The sequence below is a fragment of the Pseudomonas sp. BT76 TE3572 genome (assembly GCF_050435365.1).
Classification (GTDB): Bacteria; Pseudomonadota; Gammaproteobacteria; order Pseudomonadales; family Pseudomonadaceae; genus Aquipseudomonas; species Aquipseudomonas fluorescens_W.
In genome coordinates this window covers 4,287,908-4,303,580 of the sequence record NZ_JBNDKE010000001.1, presented here as the reverse complement: position 1 = coordinate 4,303,580, position 15,673 = coordinate 4,287,908, and the positions used below count along the sequence as shown (strand labels likewise).

Annotated in this window: 9 protein-coding genes; 7 read left to right on the top strand and 2 right to left on the bottom strand. The window is 61.3% G+C overall.

The genetic code is table 11. The annotated features are described in order from the left end of the window. Nucleotides 1–86 precede the first annotated feature (86 nt). On the bottom strand, nt 87–398 hold the full coding sequence (locus tag ABH912_RS19510) for a DUF6916 family protein (RefSeq protein ID WP_429511421.1): 312 nt from the start codon (nt 396–398) through the stop codon (nt 87–89). 54 nt (nt 399–452) lie between these two features. Beyond that, nucleotides 453–1,040 (bottom strand): phage tail protein, encoded by a 588-nt coding sequence (locus tag ABH912_RS19505; protein ID WP_429511420.1) that lies wholly within the window; start codon nt 1,038–1,040, stop codon nt 453–455. Between the two features lie 241 nt (nt 1,041–1,281). On the opposite strand from ABH912_RS19505, the gene ABH912_RS19500 reads away from it, so the two are divergent. The 7 genes from ABH912_RS19500 to ABH912_RS19470 all read left to right on the top strand — a co-directional run bounded on the left by ABH912_RS19500 (nt 1,282) and on the right by ABH912_RS19470 (nt 15,605). Continuing rightward, nucleotides 1,282–2,853 (top strand): glycosyltransferase family 39 protein, encoded by a 1,572-nt coding sequence (locus ABH912_RS19500; protein ID WP_429511419.1) that lies wholly within the window; start codon nt 1,282–1,284, stop codon nt 2,851–2,853. Between the two features lie 119 nt (nt 2,854–2,972). Next, on the top strand, nt 2,973–3,818 hold the full coding sequence (locus ABH912_RS19495) for a sulfotransferase family protein (RefSeq protein ID WP_033058648.1): 846 nt from the start codon (nt 2,973–2,975) through the stop codon (nt 3,816–3,818). Between the two features lie 51 nt (nt 3,819–3,869). Further along, nucleotides 3,870–11,759: an Ig-like domain-containing protein gene (locus ABH912_RS19490; RefSeq protein WP_429511418.1), complete on the top strand. Its 7,890-nt coding sequence runs from the start codon at nt 3,870–3,872 to the stop codon at nt 11,757–11,759. Between the two features lie 40 nt (nt 11,760–11,799). Beyond that, on the top strand, nt 11,800–13,314 hold the full coding sequence (locus ABH912_RS19485; RefSeq protein WP_429511417.1) for a TolC family protein: 1,515 nt from the start codon (nt 11,800–11,802) through the stop codon (nt 13,312–13,314). Next, entirely contained in the window at nt 13,298–13,903 is a 606-nt protein-coding gene (cysC, locus tag ABH912_RS19480; RefSeq protein WP_429511416.1) for an adenylyl-sulfate kinase, read from the top strand. The genes ABH912_RS19485 and cysC overlap by 17 nt, the downstream gene beginning before the upstream one ends. Then, nucleotides 13,900–14,685 carry an aspartyl/asparaginyl beta-hydroxylase domain-containing protein gene (locus tag ABH912_RS19475; protein ID WP_429511415.1) on the top strand — a complete coding sequence of 262 codons (786 nt, stop codon included), beginning with the start codon at nt 13,900–13,902 and terminating at the stop codon, nt 14,683–14,685. Before cysC ends, ABH912_RS19475 begins: the two co-directional genes overlap by 4 nt. Further along, nucleotides 14,673–15,605: a sulfotransferase family protein gene (locus tag ABH912_RS19470; RefSeq protein WP_429511414.1), complete on the top strand. Its 933-nt coding sequence runs from the start codon at nt 14,673–14,675 to the stop codon at nt 15,603–15,605. Before ABH912_RS19475 ends, ABH912_RS19470 begins: the two co-directional genes overlap by 13 nt. Nucleotides 15,606–15,673 lie beyond the last annotated feature (68 nt).

Below are 15,673 nucleotides of genomic sequence, written 5' to 3'. Positions count from 1 at the left end.
CGATAGCGGTGGATCATTCAACATTTTGGGTGAATGACACTCCGCTATCGCGAGCAGGCTCACTCCTACATTGGATTTCGGTGTGTTCAGTTGAAGGCGATGTAGAAATATCCCTTGCCCGGGTCACGTCCCATCACCGGCACCCGGGAGACAAAAATGTTTTGCACCTGACCCAGTTCCGGCAATTCCAGCGTACATAACCCATCGACAAACGCTGTAGGTTCCAGGCTGTTGAATTCGACACTGAACGGCATGCGCTCGTTGTTGGGCATCCGCGAGCGGGGTGTTTCTTCAAGGCTGCCGATATGGATCGGCAATTCACTTCCATCCGGTAGCCGCAGCGTTCCCGTCTTGCCCAGCAACGCCTGAAAGTGTTGGCTTTGCACCTGTTGCAGCATGGCATCCCTCCAGAAATCTTAAATGGCCGGGGGATTGAATCCCCCGGCCGAACCTCAGTTGCGCGAAGGGAATAACCCGTTCAAGGCAATGCTGAAGTTGAGCACCAGGAACGGGTTCATCGTTTCCATGGGCAGGCCGTTACCGGCGGACGAGATTTCTCCCGTGACCGTGGTGGCCACGCCTTTGAGTGGCACGGCTGCAGCGCCTTGCGCGTCTGAGTAGATGCTCGCCGAACCCGGACCGCCGCCCGAGGCACCGATGTACGAGTTGGTTGCGGTCGGGTTGGTGGCCGGGTTGCTCGCCGGGCTGGCCAGTTGCAGGGTGGTGCTGGCCGTGAGCCCGGATAAGGCGTGGGTGTGGTTCGGCAGGTTGGTGATGGTCGCGGTGACGTTCTCGGTCCCGGAGAATTCACCGATGACGCGCGGGGTCAGGTTCAGCCCGTTGCCCTGTGCTATCGGCATTCGGCCTTGCAGGTTGGGTAGCATGAAGTTGGTGGTGCCATTGCCTCCATAGTAGGTTCCCAGCAGCGAGAACAGCGCCTGGTATTGCGAGATCCCCAGTGTCTGGCCGTTACACAGGGCCCAGCCGTTAGGGGCGAAGTTAAAGGCAAAAGACTGAACAGTGCCCATGAATACTTCCATAGTTCCTTATCCCTCAGGTTAGTTGTCTGGCGCGCCACGCAGATTGCCCGTGCGGGCACATCGTTGCGTACAGCCGACTCCATTCATCTCCGTGGCTGGATCACGCCACGCCAGAGCGTAGTTGATCGGCCTGATTGCCGAATGTCGTTGGTCGTAAAGCCAGCATCGACGACGGCACTGTCGCTGTCCTACAGTGATTGCAAGCATCAAGGTTTTTCACCGGCAGTCTTGAGGGGAGGCAATGGAGGCACACAGAGAAACGCCGATTGACGGCACCCAAGGCCCGCACGAGGCACCCGGCGTCTGGGCGATTGTTCAGCGAATGCTGCGATGGGCGCGGGAGCACTGGCTGTTGCCGATCCTGGCCTTGGCCGCGCTGGTGCGTTTCTACGACCTGACGGCGGCGGCTATTTGGGGCGACGAAGGCTCCAGCCTGCTGTTGAGCCAATATTCGTTGAGCGAGATCTGGGTGCATGCCGCCCATGATGTGCATCCACCGCTGTATTTCATGCTGCTGCATGGCTGGATCGAGCTGTTTGGCGATGGCATTTTTTCGATTCGAACCTTAAGCGCGCTACCAGGGATTGCCACCGTGGCGCTGGGTGTCTGGCTGGTGGACTTGCTTGCCACTCGCCGCGCCGCATTGTTGGCCGGCGTCCTGTTGGCGTTGCTGCCTACCGCCGTGCGTTACAGCCAGGAAGTGCGCATGTATTCGTTGCTGGGGCTGTGGCTGATCGGTGCCACGATCGCCCTGGTTTACTGGATCAAACACCCGGGACATAAGCGCTATCTGGTGATTTACGCACTGCTGATGAGCGCGGCGTTCTACACCCATTACTTCACCGCCCTGTGCGTGCTGTGTCACTGGCTGTATCTGGGGCTGATCTGCGTACGGCCTGGTTATCGTTTGCGGCATATCCAGCAGCCCGGCTGGTGGGTGGCGAACATGGCGATCGTGTTGGTGTACATGCCATGGGTGCCCAGCCTGATTGATCTGATGCAGCACATGGATCAGCTAAAAGCCAATGGCGATGTAGGGTGGGAGACACCGGTCACCTTCGCCTCGTTGCCTTCGATGATCTGGTCGTTCCTGATCCAGGACGATGGCGAGAACCTCCCCACATGGGTTTTCATCACGTTGCCCTTGGCGTCGCTGGCCTTGGTGTGGGTGGCACTGGCGCGGGATCGCAGTGTCATTCGTGGCAGTGCATTGGTGGTGATCTACACCGTTTTGCCGGTGTTGCTGGTGTTTTCGGCGTCGTTCATCTCGCCAGTGTTCATCGAGCGTTACCTCACCGCGTATGCCATCGGCTTACCGATGATTGCCGCATTGGCCATCGATCGCCTGTACGCGGTCTTCCGGGTACTGGCCGTGACGGTGCTGGTGTTGTTTGTCGGCGTCGAACTGGTGGGGCTGAACAACAACGCCACGGTCGATACCAACGATCAAATCAGCGTCATGGTCGACTACGTGAACCAGCACTTCGTTGCCGGTGACCGGATCGTCACCAGCGACATGCTCTGGTACCTCAGTTACGTCTACTACAACCGCACCGACGCCAAACCGCTGCTGTACACCCCGCCGTCGGCCAAGGGTGTTTCGAGTCGGCCGAATGCCTATGGTTTCGGCACGCTGGTGACCCAGGATATTTACCTCGACAGCCTCGGCGATTTGCCCAAAGGCAGCGGACGCGTGTGGTTGATCGGCACCGTCGATGTACCGGACGAATTCGCGCCGTTGCCCGCAGGCTGGCAGAACGTTGGCGTAACGCAGGCGGGAGGCGCCAACGCGCGTTTGTTCGTGTTGCATTGAGCTTGTAACCAAAATCGCTTTTTTCAGACGATTTAGTTTCGATTTGATATCAAAACACCATTACCCGTAAGACTGATCATGGTCTACGCTCCGTCGTACATAAAGGATTTGTGACTAGGGTGAAGGGATTGCCACAGTTCCATTTTATTTCCGGTTTGCCGCGCTCAGGCTCGACCCTGCTTTCCGCGATTCTTTTGCAAAACCCGCGCTTTCATGCCGGCATGACCAGCCCCGTTGGCGCCCTGTTTTCCGGTGTTCTGGAGCAGTGCAGCGCCGGCAGCGAGTTCGGTGCGGTGATCGATACCGATCTGCGCCGTCGTTTGCTTCGCGGTCTGTTCGATTCCTTCTACGCCGACAAGGCCGACAAACCGGTGGTGTTCGACACCAATCGGTTATGGAGTTCGCGCCTGCCGGCCATCAGCGACCTGTTCCCCCAAGCCAAGGTCATTGCCTGCGTGCGCAATGTCGCCTGGGTCATGGACAGCATCGAGCGTCTATACCGCGCCAACCCCTTTGAAAACACCAAGCTGTTCGGCGACGCGGTCGAACGCAACACCGTCTACAGCCGTTGTGAAACCCTGGCGCAACGCAATCGTCTGGTGGGTTTTGCCTGGGCAGCGCTCAAGGAAGCCTATTACGGCGAACACGCCGATTCGTTGCTGATTGTCGATTACGACTTGCTGACCCAGGCCCCTGATCGGGTCATGCGGCTGGTCTACGACTTCATCGGCGAACCCTGGTTCGAGCATGACTTTGACAACCTCGCCTACGACGCGCCGGAGTTCGATCAAGCCCTCGGCGTCTCCGGCCTGCACAGGGTCAAACCCAAAGTCGAGCTGCAATCGCGGCGCACGATCCTGCCACCGGATTTGTTCAAGCAATACGCAGAATTGTCCTTTTGGCTCGATGGCTCAGCCAGCGCTGCCAATGTCATTCGTATGAAGGCCGACGCCGCGATCAGTTGATCGCGGCGTTTTCATTGACGCGTCAAACAAGTTCGAGTCCGGGTGAGCAGCATGTGGTGGAGCAACGGCAAGTCGCGAGTTACCGAAGGCGCACGGGCGCTGGCCTCGCCAATGATCATGTCCCTGGAACCGCGCATGCTGTTCGACGGCGCGGTCGCGGCTACGGTGGCGGATGCCGCTCAGCCTGACAGCCATCCCACCGCCGATGCGGCCAAAACGCCGACGGCCGATCAAGCGGTCGCCAGCAAAGACACCCACGGCCAGGCCGATGCGACGCCTGCGACGGCGCCCGTTGCCGTGCCGGGGCAGAGCGTGGTGTTCGTCGATTCCCGGGTCAAGGACGCCGACAGCCTGCTCAAAGGGGTGGCGCCCGGTACTCAAGTGGTTCAGCTGGATGCGAGCAGGGACGGCTTGCAGCAGATTGCCGACTACTTAGATCACCATCAGGGCATCAGTTCGGTGCAGATCATTGCCCACGGCAACGCGGGCGATCTGTGGCTGGGCGATAGTTATCTGTCCGCCGACAACGTCGCGGCTCGCAGCGCCGTGCTGGCGGAAATCGGCAAGGACATGAATGTCGGCGGCGACATCATGATCTACGGCTGCTACACCGCCGAAGGCCAGCGCGGCTTGAGTTTCGTCGATTCTCTGGCGCAACTGACCGGCCGGGATGTGGCCGCTTCGAGCAATCGCACCGGTGTCGGCGGCGATTGGGATCTGGAAATTGCCACCGGCAACATCGAAAGCGCCAACGTCCTCTCGACCACGGCCATGAGCGAGTATCAGTGGGGCCTGGCCACCTGGACCGCCACCAACAACGCCAACACCGGGGTTGGCTCACTACGTGCCGCCATGGCCTCGGCGCAGAACGGCGATATCGTCACCTTCAGCACCGGCATGACGGTGCAGCTGACGTCCGAACTGCTGATCAACAAGAACATCACCGTAGATGGCGACTTGAACAATGACGGCGCGGCTGACGTGATTCTAGATGGTCAGTACAAGACCCGAGTGATTGAAATCGCGGCGGGCAGAACTGTGACCCTTGATGGCCTGGTGATCACCCGAGGCCTGGTGTCGGGCACGGGCGGTAACGGTGGCTACGGTGCCACGGGCGCGATGGCCGGGGGCATTTTCAACGCAGGGATTCTGACCCTGAACAACGTTTCCGTGACCTCCAACGGCGCTTCTGGTGGCGGTGGTGGTGGTGGTGTCACGGGCGCTTTTTACGGCGGTGGCGGCGGCGGTGGCGGCGGTCTGGGCGGCCAGGGTGGCGGGCATGGCGGGTCGGCAGGCCCGGGTACCGGTACGTTGGGCGGCCAGGCGGGCAGCGGCGGTGTCGGCGGTTACGGCGGCGGTTATGACGCGACCCACATGGGCGGTCGCGGCGGTACCTCCACTGGCGGCGCGGGCGGGGTGGGCGTTTCCTATTACAGCAACGGCGGTAGCGGTTCGACGGCCACCAACGGCACGATTTCCATTGGTGGCGGTGGCGGCGGGGCCGGTTGGGACAAGGTGGGTGGCGCCGGCGGCAACGCGGTGGGCGGGATTTACAACGCCAGCAGCGGCACCATCACCGTCATCGGCACGTCGACCATCAGCAATAACATTGGCGCGGGTGGCGGCGGCGGCGGTGGCGGCGGCCAAGGTAGCAATGCCAGCAATGGCGGCATCGGCGGCCGCGGCGTCGGCGCGATCTGGAACAAAGGCACACTGCTGATGACGGCCGCCAACTTCGCGGCCCTGGCCGGTAATGCGGCGGGCAGTGGTGCAGGCGGTACCGCGCAGGGCGGAGGTTCAACCGGCACCTCGCCGACCGCCTTCGCGAGCATCTACAACGACGGCGGTGTACTCAATACGGCGTATTCGCCACCACCGACCGCGACCATTGTGGTCACTGACACCACCCTGATCATCGGTGAAACGTCCTTGGTGACGATCACCTTTTCCGAGGCCGTGACCGGATTCACCAATGCGGATCTCACCATCGCCAACGGCACATTGACGGCGGTGAGCAGCAGCGATGGCGGCATCACCTGGACGGCAACGTTTACGCCGACTGCCAGTATTTCCGATACGACCAACCTCATCACTCTGGACAACACCGGCGTGATCAACGGCCTGGGCACTGCCGGCGTCGGTACCACCAATTCCAATAACTACGTCGTCGACACCGCACGCCCGACCGCCACAATTGTCGTGGCGGACAATGCGTTGAAAATCGGCGAAACCTCGCTGGTGACGATTACCTTCAACGAAGCGGTCAGCGGTTTGACCAACGCCGACCTGACGATTGCCAACGGCACCTTGACGGCGGTGAGCAGCGGCGATGGCGGCATCACCTGGACGGGCACCTTCACCCCGACTGCCAGCATCACTGACACAACTAACCTGATCACCCTGGACAACACCGGGGTCAGCGACCTGGCCGGCAACGCCGGCAGCGGCACCACCGATTCGAACAACTACGCCATCGATACCGTGCGGCCAACGGCGACCATTGTGGTGGCGGACAATGCGCTGAAAATCGGCGAAACCTCGCTGGTGACATTCACCTTCAGCGAAGCGGTCAGCGGGTTCACCAATGCGGACCTGAGCATCGCCAACGGCACCTTGACCGCCGTGAGCAGCAGCGACGGCGGCATCACCTGGACCGCGACCTTCACCCCGAACGCGAGCATCAATGACACGACCAACCTGATCACTCTGAACAACACTGGGATCGCGGACCTGTCGGGCAACACCGGCGCTGGCACCACCGATTCGAACAACTATGTGATCGACACACTACGTCCGACAGCAACCATCGTCGTGGCCGACACTGCGCTGAAAATCGGCGAGACCTCGCTGGTGACCATTACGTTCGCTGAGGCCGTGACCGGTTTCACCAACGCGGACCTGACCATCGCCAACGGCACCTTGACCGCCGTGAGCAGCAGTGACGGCGGCATCACCTGGACCGCGACCTTCACGCCAACCGCCAGCATCACTGACACAACCAACCTGATCACCCTGGATAACACCGGGGTCAGCGATCAGTCCGGCAACGCGGGCAGCGGCACTACCGATTCGAACAACTACGCGATCGACACCGTGCGGCCAACAGCAACCATCGTGGTGGCGGACACTGCGCTGAAAATCGGCGAAACCTCGCTGGTGACCATCACCTTCAGCGAAGCGGTCAGCGGTTTCACCAACGCCGACCTGACGATTGCCAACGGTACCTTGACCGCGGTGAGCAGTAGCGACGGCGGGATCACCTGGACCGCCACGTTCACGCCTTCCGCGAGCATCAACGACACGACCAACCTGATCACCCTGGACAACACCGGGATCGCGGACCTGTCGGGCAACGCCGGTAGCGGCACCACCGATTCCAACAACTATGCCATCGATACCGTCCGGCCGACCGCCACGATTGTGTTGGCCGATAGCGCCCTGACAGCGGGCGAAACCTCGCTGGTGACCATCACGTTCAGCGAAGCGGTCAGCGGTTTCACCAACGCCGACCTGAGCATCGCCAACGGCACGTTGACGGCGGTGAGCAGCAGCGACGGCGGCATCACCTGGACCGCGACTTTCACCCCAACCGTTGGCGTGAATGACTCAAGCAACGTCATCACCCTGAACAATACCGGCGTGGCTGACTTGGCTGGCAACACGGGCAGCGGCACTACCAACTCCGGTAACTACACAATCGACACCGTGCTGCCGACCGCTACTATCGTGGTTGCCGACAACGCGCTGAACATCGGCGAAACATCCCTCGTAACCATCACCTTCTCAGAGGCCGTGACCGGTTTCAGTAACGCCGACCTGACCATCGCCAACGGCACATTGACCGCGGTGAGCAGCAGCGACGGCGGGATTACCTGGACGGCGACGTTCACGCCAACGACGAGCATCACCGACGCGACCAACCTGATCAGCCTCGACAACAGCGGTGTGCAAAACGCCTCGGGCAACGCTGGCAGCGGCACCACCGATTCCAACAACTATGCCATCGACACCGTGCGCCCGACGGCCACGGTCGTGGTGGCGGACACGGCATTGAAAATCGGCGAGACCTCGCTGGTGACCATCACCTTCAGTGAAGCGGTCAGCGGTTTCACCAACGCCGACCTGACGATTGCCAACGGCACGTTGACGGCGGTGAGCAGCAGCGACGGCGGCATCACCTGGACGGCGACTTTTACTCCGAGCGCCAGCATCAACGACACGACCAACCTGATCACCCTGGACAACACCGGGATCGCGGACCTGTCGGGCAACGCCGGTAGCGGCACCACCGATTCCAATAACTACGGCATCGATACCGTCCGACCTACCGCGACCATCGTTCTGGCCGACCCGACCCTGAGTGCCGGCGAAACCTCGCTGGTGACCATCACGTTCAGCGAAGCGGTCAGCGGTTTCACCAACGCCGACCTGAGCATCGCCAACGGCACGTTGACGGCGGTGAGCAGCAGCGACGGCGGCATCACCTGGACCGCGACTTTCAGCCCAACCGTTGGCGTGAATGACTCAAGCAACGTCATCACCCTGAACAATACCGGCGTGGCTGACTTGGCTGGCAACACGGGCAGCGGCACTACCAACTCCGGTAACTACACAATCGACACCGTGCTGCCGACCGCTACTATCGTGGTTGCCGACAACGCGCTGAACATCGGCGAAACATCCCTCGTAACCATCACCTTCTCAGAGGCCGTGACCGGTTTCAGTAACGCCGACCTGACCATCGCCAACGGCACATTGACCGCGGTGAGCAGCAGCGACGGCGGCATTACCTGGACGGCGACGTTCACGCCAACGACGAGCATCACCGACGCGACCAACCTGATCAGCCTCGACAACAGCGGTGTGCAAAACGCCTCGGGCAACGCTGGCAGCGGGACTACTGATTCGAACAACTACGCCATCGATACCGTGCGACCAACCGCGACCATCGTCGTGGCGGATCCAACACTGGCGCTTGGCCAAACCTCGCTGGTGACCATCACTTTCAGCGAAGCGGTGACCGGTTTAACCCTTGCCGACTTTACGGTCGACAACGGCACCCTGAGCGGCTTGAGCACCAGCGATAACATCACCTACACCGCGACCTTCACGCCGGCGGCGAGCATCAACGATGCGACCAATATCATCACGCTGGACAACACCGGCATTGCGGACGCGGCCAGTAACACTGGCTCGGGTACCACCGATTCCAACAACTACGTGATCGACAGCCTGCGTCCGACCGCCACGATTGTGGTCGCCGACAGCATGCTAAGCGCCGGCGAAACTTCACTGGTGACCATCACGTTCAGCGAAGCAGTCAGCGGTTTCGACAACAGTGACTTGAGCATTCCTAACGGCAACTTGAGCGCGGTCAGCAGCAGCGACGGCGGTATCACATGGACCGCGACCTTCACACCGACCGTCGGCGTCAAGGACACCAGCAACCTCATCATTCTGAACAACACCGGCGTGGCCGATATTGCCGGCAACGCGGGCAGCGGCACCACCAACTCGGCCAACTTCACCATCGACACCGTACTGCCGACGGCCACTATCGTTGTTGCCGACACCACGCTGAAAATCGGCGAAACATCCCTGGTGACCATTACGTTCTCTGAAGCGGTGACCGGTTTCAGCAACGCCGACTTGACCATCGCCAACGGCACCTTGACCGCGGTGAGCAGCAGCGACGGCGGGATTACCTGGACGGCGACTTTCACGCCAACGACGAGCATCACCGACGCGACCAACCTGATCACGCTGGACAACAGCGGCGTGCAAAACGCCTCGGGCAACGCCGGCAGCGGGACCACCGATTCGAACAACTACGCCATCGATACCCAGCGTCCAACCGCGACTATCGTAGTGACTGATGCAGCTCTGGGCGTTGGCCAGACCAGCCTGGTGACCATCACCTTCAGCGAGGCGGTGAGCGGTCTCACCAACGCCGACCTGACGATTGCCAACGGTACGTTGACGGCCGTGAGCAGCAGCGACGGCGGCGTCACCTGGACGGCGACCTTTACCCCGAGCGCCGGCATCACCGACACGACCAACCTGATCACTCTGGACAACACCGGAGTCACGGACCTGTCGGGCAACGCCGGCAGCGGCACCACCGATTCCAATAATTACGCTATCGACAGCCAGCGCCCGACGGCCACCATCGTGCTGAGCGATACCACCCTGAAACCGGGCGAAACCTCACTGGTGACCATCACCTTTAGCGAGGCGGTAAGCGGTTTCGACAACAGCGATTTGAGCGTCGCCAACGGTACGTTGAGCAATGTCAGCAGCAGCGACGGCGGTATCACCTGGACCGGGACGTTTACCCCGACCATCGGCGTGACCGACGCCACCAACCTCATCACCCTGAACAACACCGGCGTCTCGGACCTGGCCGGCAACGCGGGCTCGGGCACGACCAACTCCGCCAACTATGTGGTGGAGACCCAGGTGCCGACCGCAACCATCGTGGTGGCCGACAACGCCCTCAAGGCCGGTGAAACCTCAGGGGTGACGATCACCTTCAGCGAAGCGGTGAGCGGTTTCACCAACGCGGACCTGACCATTGCCAACGGCACGCTGAGCAACGTGTCGTCCAGCGACGGCGGCATTACCTGGACCGCCACCTTCACGCCAACCGTCAACGTGACGGACACCGCCAACCTGATCAGCCTCGACAACAGCGGTGTGACCAACGCGTCGGGCAACAGTGGTGTGGGCGTAACCGATTCCAATAACTACGCCATCGACACGGCGCGGCCGACGGCGACCATTGTGGTGGCGGATAACCGCTTGGGCATCGGCGAGACGACCACGGTCACGATCACCTTCACCGAGGCGGTTTCTGGTTTCGACCTGTCGGACCTCAGTGTCGCCAATGGCACTGTGTCCAACCTGCTCAGCAGCGATGGCGGCAAGACCTGGACCGCCACGCTGACCCCGACCGCCAACATCAACGACACCACCAACCTGATCCTGCTCGACACCGGCAACGTGGTCGACGCTGCTGGCAACCTCGGCGCGACAATCGCGATCTCCAACAACTACGCACTCGATGCGACTCGGCCGACCGCCACAATCGTCGTCGCCAACCCGAACCTGAGCATCGGCCAGACCACGCTGGTGACGATCACCTTCAGCGAAGTGGTAAGCGATTTCGATCTGTCGGACCTCAGCGTCACCAACGGCGAGTTGACCAACCTGACCAGCAGCGATGGCGGTAAGACCTGGACGGCGACCTTCACGCCGACCGCGAGCATCACCGACCCGAGCAACTTCATCGCGCTGGACACCAGCAACGTCAGCGACGGTTCGGGCAATACCGGCACGGGTGTGGCGGTGTCCAATAACTACACCATCGACACCGTGCCAGTGCAGACGCCTGCCGTGGTCGTAACGCCCGACCCGCTGGCCCGGGTCCCACCACCGGTGACCGTATCCGATCAGCCCAACGTGCCACTGCAACCGATCATCTTTGCCCCACCCACCGGTGATCTCGGCTCACCGCTGACCTTTACCCCATTGTTCGAAAGCCGCGTGATTGGCAATGGCATCCGGCCGCTGGGCGACATCTTCATCAACCACGGTGCGCTGGCGCCCAGCTTCATCGCCCAGGTATTCAGCAGCAGCGACAACGGTGGCGATGGCTCGGGCAACGGCTTCCTCGGCTTTGGTGGTGGCGATGGCGGGGTGTTTAGCACCAGTACGTTGTCCGGTCTGTTCAATCAGGACTCCGGCAGCGAACGAGGCGAGCTGAATTCTTTCGGCAGTCATTCGATCAAGGGCGGGGATGTTTCCCAAGGGCTGCGCGGCGTGTTCGGCGCGTTGACATTGAACCAGCAATTGCAACAGATCAAAGACACCGAGCAGCGGCAGGTCGACACCCTGGCCGCGGCGTTGAAGCAAGTCGGCATCAGCGAAATGCAGGCCTGAAAAACCCTTAAAACAATGCAGTACCCAGGGGCAGTCAAGGATGAATAGAAGTCACATGTTGTTCGGCGCCAGCCTGCTGGCGCTTGCGATAAGCGGATGTGCCGTCACCAGTGAACCGATCGAACGCAGCGTCAGCGAACAGCGCGCCAGAAGCGATCTGCAAAATATGTACAAGGATCAGGAGCCCCTCAGCGGTCCGCTGACCCTGCATCAAGCCATGGCCCGTGCGGTGAAGTACAACCTCGAAGGCCGGCTCAAGATCATGGAAGAGGCCCTGGCCAAGCGCCAACTCGACCTCGCCAGTTTCGACATGTTGCCGCGCATGGCGCTGGACGCCGGGTACGTCGGCCGTAACAACGTCAACGCCTCCAGCAGCCAGAGCGTACGGACCGGCACCCAGTCGTTGGAGCCATCGACCTCACAGGACCGCGACCGTGACGTCGCTGACCTGACCATGGTCTGGAACGTGCTCGATTTTGGCGTCAGCTACATCAGCGCCAAGCAACAGGGCGACCAGCGACTGATCGTTCAGGAACGTCGGCGCAAGGTGATCAACACCATCGTTCAGGACGTGCGCTCGGCCTATTGGCGAGCCATGGCCGCCGAGCGTTTGCTCAAGCAGATCGACAGCCTCATGGCCCGGGTCGACACCGCGCGCGGCAACAGCCAAAGCATGAGCCAGCAGCGAATCGGCGATCCGATTCAGGCACTGGGTTATCAACGTTCGCTGATCGAAGCCACGCGCCAACTGGAAGAACAGCGTCGTGCGCTGTCGCTGGCGAAAACCGAACTGGCGACCCTGATCAATCTGCCGCTGGGCACCGACCTGACCCTGGCGACCCAGGACGACTATGTCATTCCGGAATTGAACGTTGACCTCGCCAGCCTGGAACAGGAAGCCCTGACCAGTCGTCCCGAGCTGCGCGAACAGGATTACCAAAGCCGCATCAGCGCGGCCGAAACCCGCAAAGCCATGTTGCGGCTGCTGCCGGGGCTGGAGTTCTCGGCCGGCGGGCATTACGACAGCAACTCGTTCCTGGTGGAGCAAGGCTGGGCCGATTACGGTGTGAAAGTGACGTGGAATTTGTTCAACGTGATCTCCGCCCCAGCGGCGATCAACGTCGCCAAGGCCGGCGAAGAAGTCGCCGCCGCGCGCCGTCAGGCCATGTCGATCGCGGTATTGGCGCAGCTTTATGTGGCCAACGCCAACTACCGCGAGGCGTTGCGACAGTTCAAGACCAATCAGCAACTGTCGGACATCGACGGACAGATCGTTGGCCAACTGCGCAACCGTTATCAGGCGGCCAGTCTGGGGGAACTGGACTTGATCCAGGGCGAACTGAACACCTTGCAGGCCGATTTGCGTCGCGACCTGTCGTACGCCGATCTGCGTAACGCTTACGGCCAGATTTTTGCCAGTGCGGGGCTCGATCCACTGCCGGATCAGGTGCAATCCACCGAAGTGCAATCCATTGCCACCGCATTAGCCACCCGCGAAGCGGCGTGGGCGTCGGGCAACATCACCGTGCCGGTGACCCATGCCCCCGTCCAATAATCTGCGGGCGCCAACCGCCAGCATCAGCCGCGCACAACGAGAGGTCCGTAACGGCCATCGCGGCACGGCGATTTTGCTGACCGGGTTGCCGGCGGCGGGCAAATCGACCCTGGCCCAGGCGCTGCACGCCGAGCTGTTCGAGCGCGACGTGCAGAGCATCGTGCTCGATGGCGACGGGCTGCGGGTCGGGCTCAATCGCGATCTGGGTTTTGCCGACAGTGATCGTCTGGAGAACATCCGTCGCGCCAGCGAAGTCGCGGCGCTGCTGGTGGAGAATGGGCAGATCGTCATCCTCGCGATGATCGCGCCGCTGGTGGAGTTGCGTGAGGTGTTTGCCCGGCGACTGGGCGAGGATTACCGCGAGGTCTGGTGCAGCGCCTCCCTTGCCGTCTGCGAGCAGCGCGACCCGAAAGGTCATTACGCCCGAGCACGACGGGGCGATTTGCCAGGATTTACAGGTGTGTCTGCACCGTATGAATCGCCGCCGTCCGCCTCCCTGGTGCTCGATACCGGCGTGCAGTCGGTTGAGGCCTGTCTCGACCACTTGCTGACCTGGCTCGGCGAGTGCGCGGTGTTGCCGAAGCGATGAACCGACCGGCGTTCTCCCGTTTGCCGGTGGCGGTGGATTTACCGCTGCTATTGCAGGCGTTGGCCGCTATTGACGAGGACTTGTGGCGGGGGCATTTCAACAACGCTTATTACGCTGGCGACTGGAGCGGTGTAGCGCTGATTTCAGCAGCGGATGCGTTGACCGAACTGGCACCGGGTCGCGGCGAACCGCTGCTACGCGCGCCGTGGTTGCGGGATGTCCGATGGCAGCAAGGCTTGCGCGATCTGCCGCTGGACATCGTCAGCGCGCGGCTATTGCGGCTCGGTCCTGGCGGGCAGATTCACGAACATCGCGACTATGATCTGGGCGAGCCGGACGCCGATTTACGTCTGCACATTCCACTGCTCAGCCCGCCTCACGTGGACTTTATGCTGGACGGCCAGCGCATGCCGATGGCTGCCGGTGAATGCTGGTTTCTCGACCTGTCACGACCTCATCGCGTGGACAATCGTGATACTCAGGCGCGCATTCATCTGGTGCTCGATTGTCGGCCCGGCGCCTGGCTGGAGCAGGCGATTTCTGACGGGGTGGCGACGACGCCGCGTCCCGATGTCGGTCATGGATTTTTTGCGCCGTTCAAAGCGCTGGTGGAAAGCGATCCACAACTGAGTAAAACCTTGCAGGGTATGCAGGACAGCGAAGTGTTTATCGCCCGCGCGCTGGAACTGGGTGCCGAGCGGGGCTTGCCATTTACCCGCGAAGAACTGCGTGCTGCGATGCGCGACGGCCGGCGTCGATGGAACGAACAATGGAGCGCCTGAATCTCGAGGGGTGGTTGCCGATTCGCGTCTGGCCAGTCGCAGGTCAGTGGCGGGTTGACTGGTGCTGGTTCGGCGACACGCGGCTGCATCAGCCGTTTTTTCGCGATGCGGTGGAGGACGCGTTGAGGCTGCCGTTCAATCAGGCATTTCGCCGGGAAACGCCGTTGTCGGCGCTCACTGACTGGCAGGTGTGCAGTCCTGGACTGACGCCCAGTGCCTTCATTTTTCATGCGTCCCGCTGCGGTTCGACCCTCATCAGCCAGATGCTCGCCCGACTCGACAGCCACATCGTCATCAGTGAACCACCGCCGTTGGATGCTTTGCTGCGCAGTGATTTGCCGTTAGCCGAAAGGCGTGCCGCCATTGAAGGGTTGTTGTCCGCCTATGGCCAGCGTCGGCTTGGCGTCGAGCAGCGACTGGTGATCAAGCTCGATGCCTGGAACATCGCTGAACTGCCGCTGTTGCGCGAGACTTTTCCCGAGACGCCGTGGTTGTTTCTGTACCGCGATCCGTTGGAAATTGCTGTTTCGCATCTGCGTCGTCCGGGCATGCACATGGTGCCGGGGATGATTGATGAACTGCCATTTGATGGCCGCGAGGATTACATCGCGCGACGGTTGGGAAGGTTGCTGGAGTCGGGGTTGGCGCACTGTCGGGAGTTTGGTGGGTTGGCGGTGAATTACAGCGAATTGCCGGGGGCGATGGCGGGGCGGTTGGCTGAGTTTTTTGAGTTGGATGACGTGCAGCGTGAGCAAGTGTTTGCTGCGGTGGGGCAGCATGCCAAACGGCCTTCAGACGAGTTTGTCGGGGACAGCGATAGCAAGCGCCGCGAGGCCACGGCGCTTTTGCACGAACGTGTGGAACGTTGGGCGCGAGGGCCTTATGAGGCATTGGAAAAAGATCGCCGTGATAATCGCTGATTCATTCATTGACTGTACTGACGCCATCGCGAGCAGGCTCGCTCCTACATTTGGAATGCATTCCCCTG